Annotated in this window: 15 protein-coding genes and 1 pseudogene; 7 read left to right on the top strand and 9 right to left on the bottom strand. The window is 62.5% G+C overall.

The window, feature by feature from the left end; translation table 11 throughout:
- The first annotated feature begins 26 nt into the window (after nucleotides 1-26).
- Complete coding sequence (locus tag LC531_RS11390; RefSeq protein WP_223650415.1) at nucleotides 27-455, top strand: hypothetical protein; 429 nt, start codon at nucleotides 27-29, stop codon at nucleotides 453-455.
- Nucleotides 456-565: 110 nt separating this feature from the next.
- On the opposite strand, the gene LC531_RS11385 is transcribed toward LC531_RS11390, so the two are convergent.
- Nucleotides 566-2,482: an ABC-F family ATP-binding cassette domain-containing protein gene (locus tag LC531_RS11385; RefSeq protein ID WP_223650414.1), complete on the bottom strand. Its 1,917-nt coding sequence runs from the start codon at nucleotides 2,480-2,482 to the stop codon at nucleotides 566-568.
- Between the two features lie 158 nt (nucleotides 2,483-2,640).
- Here LC531_RS11385 and LC531_RS11380 point away from each other — a divergent pair.
- The 3 genes and pseudogenes from LC531_RS11380 to LC531_RS11370 all read left to right on the top strand — a co-directional run bounded on the left by LC531_RS11380 (nucleotide 2,641) and on the right by LC531_RS11370 (nucleotide 4,510).
- A pseudogene (locus LC531_RS11380) lies at nucleotides 2,641-3,448 on the top strand (serine hydrolase domain-containing protein).
- Nucleotides 3,449-3,520: 72 nt separating this feature from the next.
- A complete protein-coding gene (locus tag LC531_RS11375) occupies nucleotides 3,521-4,093 on the top strand; it encodes a hypothetical protein (RefSeq protein WP_223650413.1) in 573 nt (190 codons plus the stop codon).
- A gap of 108 nt (nucleotides 4,094-4,201) precedes the next feature.
- Nucleotides 4,202-4,510: a hypothetical protein gene (locus LC531_RS11370; protein WP_223650412.1), complete on the top strand. Its 309-nt coding sequence runs from the start codon at nucleotides 4,202-4,204 to the stop codon at nucleotides 4,508-4,510.
- A gap of 131 nt (nucleotides 4,511-4,641) precedes the next feature.
- Here the strand turns inward: LC531_RS11370 and LC531_RS11365 are convergent, their stop codons facing one another.
- A complete protein-coding gene (locus LC531_RS11365) occupies nucleotides 4,642-5,880 on the bottom strand; it encodes a pyridoxal phosphate-dependent aminotransferase (protein WP_223650411.1) in 1,239 nt (412 codons plus the stop codon).
- Between the two features lie 152 nt (nucleotides 5,881-6,032).
- Between LC531_RS11365 and LC531_RS11360 the strand changes: the two genes are divergently transcribed.
- On the top strand, nucleotides 6,033-6,269 hold the full coding sequence (locus LC531_RS11360; protein WP_223650410.1) for a hypothetical protein: 237 nt from the start codon (nucleotides 6,033-6,035) through the stop codon (nucleotides 6,267-6,269).
- 24 nt (nucleotides 6,270-6,293) lie between these two features.
- Here LC531_RS11360 and LC531_RS11355 read toward each other — a convergent pair whose 3' ends face one another.
- The 4 genes from LC531_RS11355 to LC531_RS11340 form a co-directional block, all read right to left on the bottom strand.
- Complete coding sequence (locus LC531_RS11355; RefSeq protein ID WP_223650409.1) at nucleotides 6,294-8,264, bottom strand: glycosyltransferase; 1,971 nt, start codon at nucleotides 8,262-8,264, stop codon at nucleotides 6,294-6,296.
- A 97-nt stretch (nucleotides 8,265-8,361) separates the two neighbouring features.
- Nucleotides 8,362-8,976: a recombination mediator RecR gene (gene recR / locus LC531_RS11350; protein ID WP_223650408.1), complete on the bottom strand. Its 615-nt coding sequence runs from the start codon at nucleotides 8,974-8,976 to the stop codon at nucleotides 8,362-8,364.
- A 33-nt stretch (nucleotides 8,977-9,009) separates the two neighbouring features.
- A complete protein-coding gene (locus LC531_RS11345) occupies nucleotides 9,010-9,300 on the bottom strand; it encodes an ATP-dependent Clp protease adaptor ClpS (RefSeq protein ID WP_223650407.1) in 291 nt (96 codons plus the stop codon).
- A 157-nt stretch (nucleotides 9,301-9,457) separates the two neighbouring features.
- Nucleotides 9,458-10,480 carry an aldo/keto reductase gene (locus tag LC531_RS11340; protein WP_223650406.1) on the bottom strand — a complete coding sequence of 341 codons (1,023 nt, stop codon included), beginning with the start codon at nucleotides 10,478-10,480 and terminating at the stop codon, nucleotides 9,458-9,460.
- Nucleotides 10,481-10,739: 259 nt separating this feature from the next.
- On the opposite strand from LC531_RS11340, the gene LC531_RS11335 reads away from it, so the two are divergent.
- Nucleotides 10,740-11,297 (top strand): hypothetical protein, encoded by a 558-nt coding sequence (locus LC531_RS11335; RefSeq protein ID WP_223650405.1) that lies wholly within the window; start codon nucleotides 10,740-10,742, stop codon nucleotides 11,295-11,297.
- A 140-nt stretch (nucleotides 11,298-11,437) separates the two neighbouring features.
- Nucleotides 11,438-12,835 (top strand): cytochrome P450, encoded by a 1,398-nt coding sequence (locus tag LC531_RS11330; RefSeq protein WP_223650404.1) that lies wholly within the window; start codon nucleotides 11,438-11,440, stop codon nucleotides 12,833-12,835.
- An 18-nt stretch (nucleotides 12,836-12,853) separates the two neighbouring features.
- Here the strand turns inward: LC531_RS11330 and LC531_RS11325 are convergent, their stop codons facing one another.
- The 3 genes from LC531_RS11325 to LC531_RS11315 form a co-directional block, all read right to left on the bottom strand.
- Entirely contained in the window at nucleotides 12,854-13,201 is a 348-nt protein-coding gene (locus LC531_RS11325) for a hypothetical protein (RefSeq protein ID WP_223650403.1), read from the bottom strand.
- Nucleotides 13,202-13,574: 373 nt separating this feature from the next.
- Nucleotides 13,575-13,715, bottom strand: a complete 141-nt coding sequence (locus tag LC531_RS11320) for a hypothetical protein (protein WP_223650402.1) — start codon at nucleotides 13,713-13,715, stop codon at nucleotides 13,575-13,577.
- Nucleotides 13,716-13,772: 57 nt separating this feature from the next.
- A complete protein-coding gene (locus LC531_RS11315) occupies nucleotides 13,773-15,317 on the bottom strand; it encodes an aldehyde dehydrogenase family protein (RefSeq protein ID WP_223650401.1) in 1,545 nt (514 codons plus the stop codon).
- Nucleotides 15,318-15,359 lie beyond the last annotated feature (42 nt).

Raw genomic sequence — 15,359 nt, 5'->3', positions numbered from 1 at the left:
GGCCACGCGGCTACCTCATCAAGCCGGTGGGCGGCCCGGCCCTGTTTGCCGCCATCCAAACGGCGCTGGAGTATGCGGCCACCCGGCAGCCGGCCCCCGCGCCCTCGGCCACCGAGCGGCTGCCCGCGCCCGAGTTCTTTTTTGTGAAGCTGGGTGAGCGCACCCACAAGCTGTATTGGACCGAAGTGCAGCGCCTGGAGGCCGGTAAAAACTACGTGACGCTGCACCTGGCCGGCCAGCGCACCAGCTACCCCATCCGCGACTCCCTCACCTACGTGCTCGACCAGCTGCTGCCGCCCAGCCTGCACGCCCGGTTTTTGCGCGTCAACCGCCGCCTGGCCCTCAACGCCGCCGCCATCACCGGTTACGACGACGAGTGCGTGTACTGCGGCCCCGAGAGCTACGAAAACGGCCGCCTGGCCCAGCAGCAGCTGGAAAAGCTGCTGCTGCGGTAGCCACCTAGCGCGAACTTTCCAGTTCGTGCGCGAGTAATAGCGAGTAGAAGGGGCCACGCGGCACCCACGAGAATGCTCGCTTTGCTCGCGCACGAACTGGAAAGTTCGCGCTACACGAAGTCGCTCAATTCCAGCCAGCGTTCGCCCTTGGCATCCAGTTCCTTATCCACGGCCTGCAGGCGTGCCGGCCAAGTCGTTAGCTCCTGCCGCGAGCCCCGGCCGGCAGCGAGGCTGGTCACGAGCTGCTCCTTTTCGGTTTCCAGCGCGGCAATGGCTTTTTCTAATTGCTCAAACTCCTTTTTCTCGGCGAAGCTGGCGCGGCGCTTGGCGGGTTGGGGCGTGGGCGGGGGGGTAGGGGCCACGGCAGGCGCGAGCTTAGCGGCAGCGCGGGCGGCCTTGGCAGCTTTTTCCTCGGCTTCGAGGGTAGCCTCGGTTTCGCGCTCGGCCAGGTAGTCGCGGTAGTCGGTGTAGTTACCAGGGAAGTTGAGCACCGCTCCGCCCGGCTCCAATATAAACAGGTGCTCAGCCAGGTTATCCAGGAAATACCGGTCGTGGCTCACGATGAGCAGGCAGCCCGCAAAGTGCAGCAGGAAGTCTTCCAGGATGTTGAGCGTGCCCAAATCCAGGTCGTTGGTCGGCTCGTCAAGAATGAGGAAGTTCGGGTTGCGCACCAGCACGCGCAGCAGCTGCAAGCGGCGCTTTTCGCCGCCGCTGAGCTTGTTCACCAGTGTGTATTGCTGGGCCGGCGGAAACAGAAACAGCGTCAGAAACTGGCTGGCCGTGAGCACGTCGCCGTTGGCCAGCTCCACCACTTCGGCCACTTCCTTCACAATGTCAATCACGCGCTGGGTGGGGTCAAATTCCAGCTCCGTCTGGGTGTAGTAGCCAAATACGGTGGTCTGGCCCACGTCCACGGTGCCGCTGTCGGGCTTTAGCTTGCCCGTCAGCATGTTGAGCAGCGTAGACTTGCCCGCGCCATTGGGCCCCACCAGCCCGATGCGGTCCTTTTTCTTGAACACATAGCTGAAATCGTCCAGTACCACTTTGTCGCCAAACTTCTTGTTAAGGTGCTCAGCTTCAATGATTTTGCCACCCTGGCGCGTGGTCTTCACGCTCAGCTCCAGCTGCTGCTTGCTGAGGTTGGTGCTGGCTTTTTCCTTGGTGATGTAGAAGGCATCGATGCGCGCCTTTTGCTTGGTGCCGCGCGCCTGCGGCATCCGGCGCATCCACTCCAGCTCCTTACGAAACAGGTTGCGGGCCTTCTCCACCTCCACGGTTTCACGCATTTCGCGGTCGGCCTTTTTCTCCACGAAATACGAGTAGTTGCCCTGGTAGCGGTACATCGTGCCCTTGTCCAGCTCCACGATTTCGTTGGCCACTTTATCCAGGAAATACCGGTCGTGGGTCACCATCAGCAAGGTCAGGCTGGGCGAGTTGAGGCGGTTTTCGAGCCACTCGATGGTGGCCAGGTCGAGGTGGTTGGTGGGCTCATCGAGGAGCAGCACGTCGGGCTCTTCAATCAGCACGCGGGCCAGGGCCACGCGCTTGCGCTGCCCGCCCGAGAGCTTGCTCACGTTGCGCGTCAGCAGCTCGCCCAGGATGCCCAGCTTGCCGAGGATTTGCTGCACCTGCGACTCGTAGTCCCAGGCGTTGAGGGCGTCCATGCGCTCCATCACGCGCTGCAGGTCGTCGGGGTTGTGATTGGGGTCGTTCACGACGTGCTCGTAGTCCTTCACGGCGCGCAGCGTGTCGTTCTGGCTGGCAAAGATGGTTTCCTCCACCGTCAGGCTTTCGTCGAACACCGGCTGCTGGCCCAGGTAGGTCACGCGCATGCCCTGGCGGCGCGTTACGAGACCCGTATCGGGGTTTTCGAGGCCGGCCAGCACCCGCATCAGCGTGGTTTTACCGGTGCCATTGATGCCCACAAAGGCAATGCGCTGCCCCAGTTGCAAGCCAAAATTCAGGTTCTGAAACAGCCAGCGGTCGGCGTAATTCTTCGAGATATTCTCGGCGGATAACAAGTTCATAAGTCTTGCAAAGGTACGGCGGGGGTAGGGTGCCGACGGGCCGCCACCGCAACTATTGCGACAACGTGCCCTGCGGGAAAATAAAGTAGCTTCTCCCAGTACCAGCGAGCCACGGGGATAATATACATTTGAGGGAATTCTACCCTCCTAACTTTCTCATGCTAAGAAAACTACTTCTCGTGTTGCTGCTGGCTGTAACAGCTGGCAGGCCTACCCAGGCGCAACGGGCCAGCCACGTTATCAGCACCCTGCCCGAACTGACTGACTCTATTCGGCGCGTGATGGCGCAGGAGCACATTCCGGGCTTAATGCTGGCACTCGTTACCCGTGACTCGGTGCTGTACGCGGGCGGCCTGGGGGTAGCCAATGTGGTTACGAACCAGCCCGTTACGGCCCATACGTTATTTCGCATTGGCTCGGTTACTAAGACATTTGTGGCGGTGGGCCTGCTGCAACTGATAGCGCAGGGTAAGCTGCACCTCCGCGACGAGGTGCGCAAAATTGCCCCCGAGGTGCCCATTGATAATCCCTGGGAGGCCACCGACCCCGTGCGCGTGGTGCATTTGCTGGAGCACACCGCTGGCTTTGATGATATGCACCTCAACCACTTTTATAACACCACCGCCACCGACCCGCGCGGCGTGGCCGGCGTGGCCGTGTTCCGGCCCGAGCTGCGCTGCCGCTGGCGGCCCGGTGAGCGAATGTCGTACGCCAACCCCGGCTGCGCGGTGGCGGGCTACCTGCTCGAAAAATTCAGTGGCCAGCCCTACGCAATACCTGGCCCAACACCTGCTGCGGCCCCTGGGGATGCCCGACGCGACGGCTACCCTATGCCCGGCCGGCAACCCGCAGCTGGCCCAGGGCTACGCCTATGCAGATGGCCGCTACCGTGCGCTGGCTCCACTACCCATCTACCCCGGCCCCGCTGGCTCGGTAAGCGCCTCGGCGGCCGATATGGCGGCCTAGGCGCAGTTCTTCCTGCGTGATTTCCGGGCTCCCGGCGGTGCAGCGCTGCTGCCACCCGGCAGCCTGCACGAAATGGAAACCGAGCACAGTTCGTTGGCCGCCCGCGCGGGACTGGGCGGCTACTATGGCCTAGCCAATGCGGCCGTGACTACCGGAGGCAAAGCCTTATTTCGGGGTCATAATGGCGGCATTGCGGGCTTCAGCTCTTCCTTCGCCTATTGCCGGGAACTGGGCGTGGGCTACGCTTTATCCAATAATGGTGGTCAATCACTAGCGCGCATCGAGAAAATGGTGCGGGAGTTCTTGGTACGTCGGGCCCCTGCGCTGCCCGTACCGCCGGTCGCTCCGCTTGACGTGGCCGCAGTAGCGCCCTACCTGGGCCACTACCGGAGCGCCGCCCCGCGCCAGCAGTTAGGCGGCTTTAAAGAGTATCTGCTAGGCGGTTTCAGCGTGGTGCGGCGCGGGTCGGTGCTCGTCATGCAGCCCTTACTAGGCACTCCCGATACCCTGCTGCCTACCGGGCCGCTCACGTTTCGGTGGCGCACCGCCACGCTGCCGGGCGTTGTTTTTACCCGCGACCACGACGGGCGGCGCGTAGCTATCTCGGCCCGTACCTACGGCGTACAAGCTGGGCTTTGGTGGTAGCTGCCGCCTACGTTGCTGGCCCTGAGCGTGCTGCTGGTGATTACGGCCAGCCTCGCGGGACTGGTTTGGCTGGTATAGGCGCTGCGCCGGCGGCTGCCCCCGGCGCAGGTGCTGCCGCGGGTGCTGCCGCTGCTGGCCGTGCTGGCCCTGGTAGTCACCGTCTGGGCTTTTAATGGGGTAGTCAGCCACGTGGAGCGCCCCGACCACCTGAACGCGGACACAGTGCTGGTCTTTGCCGGGCCACTGGCCTTCAGCGGGTGCGCGCTGGCCGGGTTGGGTCTGTTGCTCTACCGGTTTCGCCAGTTTCGCAGCCGGCTGGTGGCCTGGTACTTGCTGCTCACCTACGGGGGGCTGGGCTTTCTGGTAGCGGTGCTGGGTACTTACGGCTGGCTGGGAATGCGGCTGTGGAGTGCTTGAGTGCTCAGCCAGCCGGCGGCAATGCTGCAAGGCTTACCACCGTTAATTACTCTTTGTCATAAGAATTCCAACATAAGAAAGCCCGGCCGAAATTTTCGGCCGGGCTTTCTTATGTTCTACTAATCAAGCTCTTACTTCAATTCCCCCAGGCTGCGCTTGATGCGCGCAAACGCCTCAGTCAGCTTCTCATCGGCCGCGGCAGTGCTGAAGCGGATGCAGTCGGGCGCGCCAAACGAGTCGCCGCTCACGGCCGACACGAAGGTGTCGCGCAGCAGGTACAGCGCCAGGTCCGACGAGTCGCGAATGACCGTGCCATCGGGCGCGGTGCGGCCGAAGAAGGCCGACACGTTGGGGAAGATATAGAACGCGCCGTCGGGGGTAGGCGTGATGAGGCCCGGAATGTCTTTTACCAGGTTCAGCACGAGGTCGCGGCGGCGCTGGTAGGCGGTCACCATCTCATCGGCCGAGGCCCTACCCCCCTGCAACGCGGCCAGGCCGGCGCGCTGCGCAATGGAGCAGGTGCCGGATGTAATCTGGCTCTGCAGCTTGTCGCAGGCTGCTGCGATGGCGGGGTGCGCGGCCAGGTAGCCCAGGCGCCAGCCCGTCATAGCGTAGCCTTTGGAGAAGCCGTTGATGGTGATTACCTGGTCCTTAACCTGGTCAAACTGCGCCAGGCTCACGTGCTCATCGGTGAAGTTGATGTACTCGTAAATCTCGTCGGCGATGGCAAAAATGCCGGGGTGGCGGGCCAGCACCTCCGCAATGGCACCCAGCTCGGCGCGGCTGAACACGGCACCCGTAGGGTTGCAGGGCGAGGAGTACATCACGGCCTTGGTGCGCGGCGTAATGGCGGCCTCAAACTCGGCGGCCGTTGCCTTATAATCGTTGTCGAGCGTGCCCATAACGGGCACGGGCACGCCCTCGGCCAGCTCAATCTGGGCGGCATAGCTCACCCAGTAGGGCGAAAAGATGATAACCTCGTCGCCGGGGTTCACCAGCGCCATAATGATGTTGCTGAGCGCCTGCTTGGCCCCAGTGCTCACCACAATCTGATTGGGAGCGTAGGTTAATTTGTTGTCGCGCAAGAGCTTATCGCAGATTGCCTGGCGCAAGTCGAGGTAGCCCGGTACTGGCGTGTAGAAGGTGTAGCCGTCGTCAATCGCCTTCTTAGCGGCATCCTTGATGTACTGCGGGGTCTGAAAATCGGGCTCGCCGAAGCTCAGGTTAATCACGTCCACGCCCTGGGCGGCCAGCTCGCGGCTTTTCTTCGCCATCGCGATGGTGGCCGACTCCTGAATCTGGAGAATGCGGTCGGAGAGATAGGCGGTCGGGTCGGCCGGCGCGGTAGCCGCAGAGTTGCTGGGAGCCATATTCTTAAACGATAAAAGAAGGTGCGAGTCGCAAAAGTATTCGCAAACCGCTGGTTCTTGTGCACCTAATCCGCGTAAAAGCAACAATTGTGGCTATCCGGGCCTTCTGCGTTACCCAATAAGTCACCAAAGTAGTCTTCGCTGAATCATTCATGCCAACCACCGACCTGCCCGCCACCAAAATACTCACGTTTCTTTCCGAGGTACCCAAAGCCGGGCCGCCGGTTGCGCCCGTACCCTTTACCAAGGCCGAGCTGCTGGGGTTTAAGGAAGTAAAAGAATGGCTGGCCAAAGGCTACGAGCTGGATAGCTTCGAGAACAAGCTGTCGCCTAAAAACCCGGCGCAAGTAATTCTGCTGGTGATGCTTACGCGCAGCGCCGGCAGCTAGCCTTCGCTGCAAATAGTGCGCTCCCTACCCCCCCAGTCTGCGCCAGCCGCGCCACACTACCTCCAGGTCAAAGCTGGGAGCATAGTCCTGCGCGTAGAGCCGCTCTAGCCGGCAGCGGGTTTCGGAGGAGAGCAGCTCGGCGGTGGCCGCCACATCGGCCGGCGAAAGCACGGCGGGGTAGCGGCTGGCTTCGGGCAAATAGCGCAGGCCCACCCAGCTGCGGCGGCCGCGCAGCACCTGGGCCACGTGGGGCAGCAGGCCGCCGGGGCAGCGCTGGCCCCAGAGCAGCAAGGGGCTCATTCCCAGCACTATCCCCGCAATTACCAGGTCGAGCAGGCGCTTGTTGCGGCGCTGGGCGGGCTGGCCCAGGCGCCACGAATGGTCGAGGGCGTAGTAGTCGCCGGGGGCATCTTTGTGGCTGCTGCCGATGATGTACTGGCTGCCCGTCGGCAAAATCTTGAAGGCCACCGGCGGCTGGGCCGGCAGCCGGGCCATGAGGTCAATAATCTGGCTGGCGGGCAGGTCCTGCCCGCAAAAAATTAGCTCGGTAAGGCCGTAGATGCGCAGCAGCGCGGGCAGCTCGGCCACCGTGCCGAGGTGGTCAGCTACGGAGGGGGTAGGAGCATAGTTGGCAGGCCAATCGGGCGTGATGAAGCCAATGATTTTGGCGGGCACCTGGGCCTGGGCCAGCAGCTGGCGCACGCGCTGGCTTTCGGCGCGGCTGCCCACGATGGCCAGGGTTTTGGGGCGGTTCTCGCTCAGGCGCAGGCTGCCGTAGCGCAGCCAGTGGCTGAATACCCGCCGGCCCACCAGCGCGGCCACCGCCCAGGTGCCGCCCAGCACAATCAGCGCCTTCGAAAAGCGCCAGCTATCGAAGAAGTTCGACACGGCCGAAATGAGGACCGTGCCCACCGCCACGCCCCGCACCACGCGGCTGGCGCGGACCGGCGGGTCGTAGCCACCGCTCAGCCAAACGGTTGTGAGCCAAACAATAATGTAGAGCGGCACGGCCACCAGCATGTACTGGGGGGGGTAGGGCAGGGGCACGTACTTGTGGTTGCGCTCCCAGTAGATTTTGAGGGCAAACATGCCGGCGAAGAGCAGGCCCGCATCGAGCAGCACCGGGGCGGCGGCAATGGCCAGGCGCTGGGCCACCGCCGCGCCCGCCCGCAGCCAGATGGCCGCGTTTATCAGCACCGAAAATAGCCCGGCCTGACTCGTGGCGAAGTGCTTACGGGCAAAAATGACCATCGCCCGGTAAAATACAAACACGTAGTTGACGCTCGTGCGCTTGGTGCTTTCGCCCTTGTAATGGAGAATGCGGACGCCGGGAAAATACCAGTTTTGCCAGCCGCCGCGCGTGAGCCGGTACGAGAGGTCGATGTCCTCGCCGTACATAAAATAGTCCTCATCGAGCAGCCCTACCCCCTCCAGCGCGGCCCGGCGCAGCAGCATAAACGCCCCGCTGAGCACATCCACTTCGTGCGCCTCCTCCTTGTCCAGAAAGCCCAAATGATAGCGCCCGAAGGTGCGCGAGCGTGGGAAGAGCCGCGCCAGCCCGAATATCTTATAAAAAGCTACCGCCGGGGTAGGGAGGCCGCGCTTGCTTTCGGGTAAAAACTGGCCCTGACCATCAAGCATTTGCACGCCCAGGCCGCCGCAGCGCGTGTGCGCATCCATAAAATCGCAGCAGCGCCGGAAGGTGGCTTCCTCCACCAGCGTATCGGGGTTCAGCAGTAGCTGGTACTGGCCCGTGGCGCGGCGCAGGGCTTGGTTGTTGGCCTTGGAAAAGCCGGGATTATCCTGGTTCTCCAGGAGAATGACCTCCGGAAAGCGCGCCTGCACCATTGCCACCGAATCATCGGCCGAGTGGTTGTCCACCACGAATACCTCCACTGGCTCGCCCAGCGCCGCCGCCGCCGCTCGCACCGAAAGCAGCGTCTGCTCCAGAAAGTAGCAAACGTTGTAGTTGACGATAACGACGGAGAGCTTCACCACAGGAAGGCGAAATTACGGGGCCGGTCGTCATTGCAAGCGCCCACTCATCTTGTCATTACCGCGCTGCGCTCGCAAGGAAAACTGGTTTTATACCCTACCGCGTTTGGCGCTGGCGCTCCACGATGCTGCGGCCCAGGGTGATTTCGTCGGCGTATTCCAGCTCGCCACCCATTGGGATGCCGCGGGCGATGGTGCTGATATTCAGGCTCTCAAAGTCGCGCAGGCGGCGCGAGAGGTAGAAGGCCGTGGTGTCGCCCTCCATCGTGGGCGAGATGGCCAGGATAATCTCGCGGATTTCGGAGTCCTCGGCCCCGGCGCGCGCCACCAGCGAATCCACCTGTAAGTCGGCCGGCCCTACCCCCTCGATGGGCGAGATAACGCCGCCCAGCACGTGATACACGCCCTGATACTGCCCCGTATTTTCGATGGCGATGACGTCGCGCACATCGGCCACCACGCACACCAGCGCGTGGTCGCGCAGCTTATTGGCGCAAATGCTGCATTCCTCGCTGTCCGAAATACTATGGCAGGTGCGGCAATATGTAATATCGAAGCGCATTTTGGCCAGCGCCTCGGCCAGGTTGGCGGTGGTGTCGCTCTCAGCCTTGAGCAGGTGCAGCGCCAGGCGCAGGGCGGTTTTTTTGCCGATGCCGGGCAGCCGCGACAGCTCCACTACCGCGTTTTCAATGAGCTTGGAAGGAAAATCCATTCTGGAAATAAAACCGCCCTAACGATTAGAAAATCAAACAATATCGGCCGAAATGCCGCGGTCGTGAATGGCGGAGCAACGGGGCTCCAACTCCTCGAAGGTGCCGTTTTTAACCGCGCACTTGCCCTTATAATGAATAAGTAGCGTGCACTGCTCGGCCTGCTCGGGCTCGTGGCCGCACACCTCAATCAGCGTCTGAATAACGTGCTCGAAGGTGTTCACGTCGTCGTTGTAGACCATGAGCGTGCGCAGTTCCTGCTCTTCTTCGAGCAGGAGCACATCGTCCTGGTAATCAATCTGCGGGCGGGTAGCGGGGAAAGCCATAACGCAAAAATACGGCGGCCGGGGCCGACGGTCATTCGGAAGTATCGGTTGATAACCCCGGCGGCGGCGGTTTCGTTTCGTGCAGAAACACAGAAAAAGCCCGGCCGCCCATGCCCGGTAGGCGCGAGCGGCCGGGCTGGCTGGTCCCTACCCCCGCTTACGAGGGCTGGCGGTCGCCGGAAGTGAGGTCCAGCATCCAGCCGGGATACTCGGGGGCGAGCTGGCTTACCTCGGCCAGTTCCTTCAGCTCGTCGGAGGTGAATTTTACGTCTATCGCCGTGAGGTTATCTTCCAGCTGGTCCATTTTTTTGGCCCCAATGATAACCGTGCTGACCACCGGCTGGTGCAACAGCCAGGCCAGCGCCAGCGCAGCCACGGTGCTGCCCTTGGCCTCAGCCATTGGCCGTAGCTTATCAATAATATTGAAAGCGAGGTCTTTATCAACGGGCGGAAAGTCGAAGCCGCTGCGGCGGCCTTCGCCTTTTTGGTTTTCGCGGGTATATTTGCCGCTGAGAAAGCCGCCGGCCAGCGGGCTCCACACCAGGAGGCCCACTTTCTGGTCGAGCAGCAGTGGCACCAGCTCGCGCTCCAAATCGCGCCCTGCAATGGTGTAGTAAGCTTGCAGCGACACGTATTTTTCGAGGCGCTCGTGCCGCGACACGCCGAGCGCTTTCATCAGCTGCCAGGCGGCTACGTTGCTGGCCCCGAGGTAGCGCACCTTGCCGCTGCGCACCAGGTCGTCGAGGGCGCGCAGGGTTTCCTCCCAAGGCGTGAGCGGGTCGAAGCTGTGGGTTTGGTAGAGGTCGATGTAGTCGGTATTCAGGCGCTTGAGGCTGGCCTCGGCCTGGGCCATAATATGCTTGCGGGTGAGGCCCGCATCGTTGGGGCCGTCGCCCATTTTGCCGCGCACCTTGGTAGCCAGCACGATGTCGTAGCGGTTCACGCCCAGGTTGCGCAGGGCCTGGCCGGTCATTTCCTCCGACTGGCCCTCGGTATAAATATTGGCCGTATCAATAAAATTGATGCCCGCGTCGAGCGAACGCTTGGTGAGGGCATCCGCCCCGGCCTGGTCTACCCCGTTGATGGCGGCAAAGCGGCCGCCGGTGCTGCCAAAGGTCATCGTGCCCAGGCAAAGCTCGGATACTTTCAGGCCCGTATTACCCAACAGATTGTACTTCATGGATTTTGGGAAAAAGAATGAGTGCCGCGCTGAGGCCGGCCCTACCCCCTGGCGAGCGGCCAGGGCCAGAACCCGCGCGGCATGGAGGTAAACGGCTCAGTAGCCGGGGCGTTGCGGCCCGGCGTGGGGGTAGGGGCCGGCCGACGTAAATTTCCGGCCCGGCTTTGCCGGTATTTTTGAGGAAAACGCAGGAGGCGGGCGCCGAAAGTGACCAGAGTAAAACCCGCATTCATCCCCCCGCTTCTTCATTGACAACTACATGCCCGTTCCTTCCGCCGATTTTAAGAAAGCGCTGGCTCGCCTCTCTGACAAGGAGCTGGCGGCCCTGCTGCTGCGCGCCGCGCGCCGCGATGCCGAGCTGCACGACACGCTCCGCTACGAGCTGCTGCCCGACGTGACGCTGGCCAGCATCTACGAGGCCAGCGCCGACCGCGTACACGAGTTGTTCAACGTGGCCGTGACGGGCCGCCTGCTCAACCGAAGCCTGGTAAAAGCCCTGCGTGCGGCCGGTCAGGAAGCCACCCGCGCCCGCCGCGTCACCAAGAGCAAGCAGCTCGAAATTGACCTCGGCATGTATACCCTGCGGCTGATTTTTGACAATTATACCGGGCAGTTTGATAGCGTCTACCAGGGCTTTTTTGTGGGCACGGCCCGGCTGACGCTGCGCCTGACTAAATTGATTGTGAAAGACTTGCACGAGGACTTGTGGCTGGAATACAAGTCGGAGCTGGACGACTTTCTAACCCAGCTGCACGGCCGCAAAAAGAGCCGCGAGCTGAAATTTGAATTGCCGCGGGAGTTGGTGTTGGAAGATTAATTAAACCATTTGCCCTTGCGAGCGCAGCGCGGCAATCTTTCCTGCACATTTGGGTTATGAATCCTGACGTGAAGGAAAGATTGCCGCGCTGCGCTCGCAAGGACAAACGTTGTTCTCCTCACCCTCCTACCCCCTTCCCCTTGAAAAACTGGCCCCAGGTTCCGCGGATTATCACTCTACGTAGTTCGTTGAAGTCGGCGCGCGACCCCATTGGCACGCTCAACCAGGCGCTGGCCCACTACGGTGATACCGTGCGCTTATACCTGGGCGGCGTGCGGCCCTCGGTGGTGACCCGCGACCCAGCGCTGGTGCAGCACGTGCTGCAAAAGAACCACCGGCGCTACCACAAATCGGACCTCACGCATGGGCTGCTGCGCTACCTGGGCCGGGGCCTGCTGACGAATGAGGGGGCCGACTGGCTGCGGCAGCGCCGGCTCATTCAGCCGGGCTTTCACCGGCAGCGGCTGGCGGGTCTCACGCGCCTCATGCGCCAGGCGGCCGACGAGTGGGTAGCGAGTGTAGAGGCGCAACTCGCTGAAAGCAAAGGGGTAGTGGAGCTGGATGCCCACGCCGCCACTACGCGGGTGGCCTTCTGCATCGTAGCGCGGTCGGTGTTTGGCGATAGCCTAGCCGATAGCGAGCTGGCCCAGCTCAGCGACTGGCTCACGGCCATTCAGGCATTTTACATCAGCACCATCCGTCAGCCGTATTTGCGGCCCTGGCACTGGGCGCGGGGTAATTATGGTCGCCACGACCGGCTAGCTACCCGATTGCGCGAGCTGGTGCGCGGGGCTATTGGCCGGCATCAGGCGGCCCTGGCGGCGGCCCCCGCCGGTACGCCCCCGCCCGATGACCTCCTGCAAATGCTACTCGATGCCCGCTACGAGGACGACGGCGCGGCCATGAGTGAAAACCAGCTGCTCGATGAGCTGAACATCCTGCTCGTGGCCGGCCACGAAACCTCAGCCAATGCCCTGGCCTGGGCCTTTGCGCTGCTGGCCCACCACCCCGCCGCCCAGCAGCAGCTGGCCCACGAAATAGCCCGCGAGCTGCCCGCCGGCCGGGAAGTAGAGTTTGAGGACCTGCCCCGGCTGCCCTACGCCCTGCAAGTGGTGCAGGAAACCCTGCGCCTCTACCCCCCAGCCTGGATAATGGACCGCGTAGCCACCGAGCCCGACGAGTTTCAGGGGGTAGCCATTGCCCAAGGCACGCTGTTTTCGCTCTATCTCTACGGCCTGCACCACCACCCCGGCCTGTGGCCCGAGGCCGAGCAGTTCCGGCCCGAGCGCTTCGCGCCGGGGGCCGTGCCCGCACCGCCCACCTACGCCTACCTGCCCTTTGGTGGCGGGCCGCGCCTGTGCGTAGGCAACCAGTTTGCCCTCACCGAGCTGCAGCTGGTACTGATTCAGGCGGTGCGCCGTTTCGAGATAAACCCGGTAGGGCCGGGCCTGCCGGGGCTGAGCCCGCTCATTACGCTGCGGCCCGGCGAGTTACGGCTGCGGTTCAGCCGCCGGGAGGGGGTAGGGGAGAGCCAGTAGAGGCGCGGGCCGTAGCGCCTAGCGGGTGGCCAGGCTGCGCAGGTTGGCGGCTATCTCGGCGCGGTTCTGCAGGTGCTGGTAGTAGGCAAACTCAGTGGGGGTGAGCACCTGCTCCAGGCACTGCGCCAGCCGCTCGGGCGTGCGGGTCAGGCGCTGGTGCTTTTGCACCGCCTGCTGCACAACTACGGCTCGCTCTTGCGGTAGCTGGAGCGTGGCGGCCAGGTAGCGTACCAACGGGCTGGCCTGAATGCCGCCGCCGCTGATAACTCCAACGCTCGGTGTAGGCCGCTCGATGTCATGCGAGGAACTGGGCCCCGAATGCCCGTAAAAAGTCAGCGATACGAGCAGGGTAAGTAGTGTATTCATCAGCGTAAAAAAGAGTAGGGAAGAGACTAAGTCGGCCAATAACTGCTTGCGCATTTTGTTTGACCGATTCAAAGGTACAATAGGCTTGTTGTTATTTCCAATTCAATTTTATCATTTGTAAGTACAATTTTTTTCAAGCTCTTTTTTTAGGCGAGGCAGCCTCATAAAACGCGCTAGGATGGTGGCCGGCTGCCTAGTATACCCGGCATAGGTCGGGCACGTTGTAAGAGCGCAGCCCGCCCGGTAGCACCTCCGAATACTCATTCGTAGCCGCTGAGTTTCCCAGCAAATGCTCGAATGGCAGTGGCCCGCCGCTCATCTGCACCTAGTCACTTTGCGACTGGTAAATGCGCGGCTTATACTACTGGTGCACCTATTGAAGCAGGTAGGTGAGCAGCGTAGCCGACGCTTTCCGGTCGAGGGCGGGGGTAGGGGCCTGGGCGTAGGCGCGAAAAGCGGCCAGGATGAAAAGCAGCGCGACTAGCTTGTTCAGTACGGGCGGGTGGGGTAGCAAGCAAAAGGGCCGCTTTCCAGCTGGAAAACGGCCCCGATACATTTTAGAATAAAATACCTACGCCTTTTCCGGCAGCAGAATCGCGTCGGGGTAGTTGCCGAGCACGGGTTGGCCGTGGCTGCCCTGGGTCACAGCCTCCACCAGCAGCTTGCCTCCCACGAAAGCGCCTTTCCAGCTTTCGCCCAGGCCGCCGAATACTTCCTCGCGGTCACCGCGCGAGCGCAGCTTGTTGATGCCCACCTTGAAGGCGCGCAGCTCCTTGCCGGTGCGGGTGGCCCACTGCTCATCGTCTGAGCCGAGGGCCGTTACCAGCGCGCCGTTCGAAATGTTCATCTCGCCCACTAACTCCTCCACGCGGTCTACCAGCACCACCGAGTCGATGGGGCCGAAGGGCTCCTTGAAGTACAGCTCGGCCTGGCGGGGTAGGCCCACCAGCGCGCGCGGGGCGCGGTAGGCTGAGCGGTCCTGGCCGGGCAGGAAGAGGCTGTCATCCAGCTTGCCTTCGTAGAACGGGATGGCCCCGGTCTTGAGCGCATCGGCGTAGAGCCGGTCGAGGTCCTCGGCCTGGTGAGCATTAATAACGGGCCCGAAGGCCAGGTCGGGCAGCTTGTCGCCGGCCTTGTCCACGAGGGTAGGGTTGCCGATTTTGAGGCTGCTGATGGCCTTGGTGTAGGTTTCGAGGAATTCGGGGAACAGCCGGCGCTCGACCACCCAGCGCACGTAGGCGGTGCAGCGCTGCTTGCCGTAGTCGTAGCCCTTGGTGAGCTGGTCGGCCAGGGTGTCCCACTGCGAGTAGTTCCAGATGCCGTAGGTGTTCACGCCCTCCATCTCCAGCATGTAGCGCTTGTCTTGCGAAGCCAGCGCATCGGCGATGTTGCGGCCGTTGTAGCGCCCACCCACGAAGCTGAGGCAGTCCACGGCGGGGTCCTTCACGAGCACGTCGCTCAGCTCGCCGCCGGGGCCGCTCACCAGCGTCACGGGCAGGCCGGCGCGGCGCGCAATGGCAAAAGTCAGGCTCAGCGAGATAAAGCCGCCGTCGGTGGGGGCCTTGGCAATCACCGAGTTGCCGCACAGCACCTGCACCAGCACCGCGTGCATCAGCACCGACATCGGGTAGTTCCAGGAGGCAATGTTGCTGACCACACCCAGCGGCTTGCGGTCGCCGAGCATGCCCTCGATATTGTCCACGTACCACTGCACGCCCTCCACGGCGCGGTCAATGTCGTTGAAGCCCAGCTTGTAGGTTTTGCCAATTTCCCATATGAGGAGCTTGCTAACCAAGTCGATGTGTGGGCGCAGGTGGTCGAGGCAGTCCTGCACGCGGCGCTTGCGCTCGTCGAGGTCGGTAGCGGCCCAGGCGGCGGCTTCGGCCTTGGCGGCGCGCACGGCGCGCAGGGCCTGGTCGTGCTGCAGCATGGGTAGCGAGCCAAGGTCGGAGCCGTCGATGGGCGAGTGGAAGGGCTTAGGCTGGCCCGGCTCCTGCCACTTGCCTTCCAGCAGGTTGAGGTAGCCGCCATCGGCGGTAAAGATTTCGGGAACCGCCTGCTTGAGGTCAGCGACGAGCTTGCTGAACTCGACTTCGGGCGCAATGATTTTGGGCATGAAAAAAAGAGTGTTGCCGGTGTAAATGGCAGGTGTTGGTGA

This window comes from Hymenobacter psoromatis, assembly GCF_020012125.1.
In the GTDB taxonomy this organism is placed as follows: Bacteria; Bacteroidota; Bacteroidia; order Cytophagales; family Hymenobacteraceae; genus Hymenobacter; species Hymenobacter psoromatis.
The sequence above is the reverse complement of the archived record's forward strand: the minus strand, read 5'-3'. Positions and strand labels throughout refer to the sequence as shown.

What these genes read in the sequence shown, in the direction of transcription:
- LC531_RS11365 (WP_223650411.1), bottom strand. Translation starts at nt 5,880, where the DNA reads ATGGCTCCCAGCAACTCTGCGGCTACCGCGCCGGCCGACCCGACCGCC.
- recR (WP_223650408.1), bottom strand. Translation starts at nt 8,976, where the DNA reads ATGGATTTTCCTTCCAAGCTCATTGAAAACGCGGTAGTGGAGCTGTCG.
- LC531_RS11335 (WP_223650405.1), top strand. Translation starts at nt 10,740, where the DNA reads ATGCCCGTTCCTTCCGCCGATTTTAAGAAAGCGCTGGCTCGCCTCTCT.
- LC531_RS11375 (WP_223650413.1), top strand. Translation starts at nt 3,521, where the DNA reads ATGGAAACCGAGCACAGTTCGTTGGCCGCCCGCGCGGGACTGGGCGGC.
- LC531_RS11325 (WP_223650403.1), bottom strand. Translation starts at nt 13,201, where the DNA reads ATGAATACACTACTTACCCTGCTCGTATCGCTGACTTTTTACGGGCAT.
- LC531_RS11315 (WP_223650401.1), bottom strand. Translation starts at nt 15,317, where the DNA reads ATGCCCAAAATCATTGCGCCCGAAGTCGAGTTCAGCAAGCTCGTCGCT.
- LC531_RS11340 (WP_223650406.1), bottom strand. Translation starts at nt 10,480, where the DNA reads ATGAAGTACAATCTGTTGGGTAATACGGGCCTGAAAGTATCCGAGCTT.
- LC531_RS11360 (WP_223650410.1), top strand. Translation starts at nt 6,033, where the DNA reads ATGCCAACCACCGACCTGCCCGCCACCAAAATACTCACGTTTCTTTCC.
- LC531_RS11385 (WP_223650414.1), bottom strand. Translation starts at nt 2,482, where the DNA reads ATGAACTTGTTATCCGCCGAGAATATCTCGAAGAATTACGCCGACCGC.
- LC531_RS11345 (WP_223650407.1), bottom strand. Translation starts at nt 9,300, where the DNA reads ATGGCTTTCCCCGCTACCCGCCCGCAGATTGATTACCAGGACGATGTG.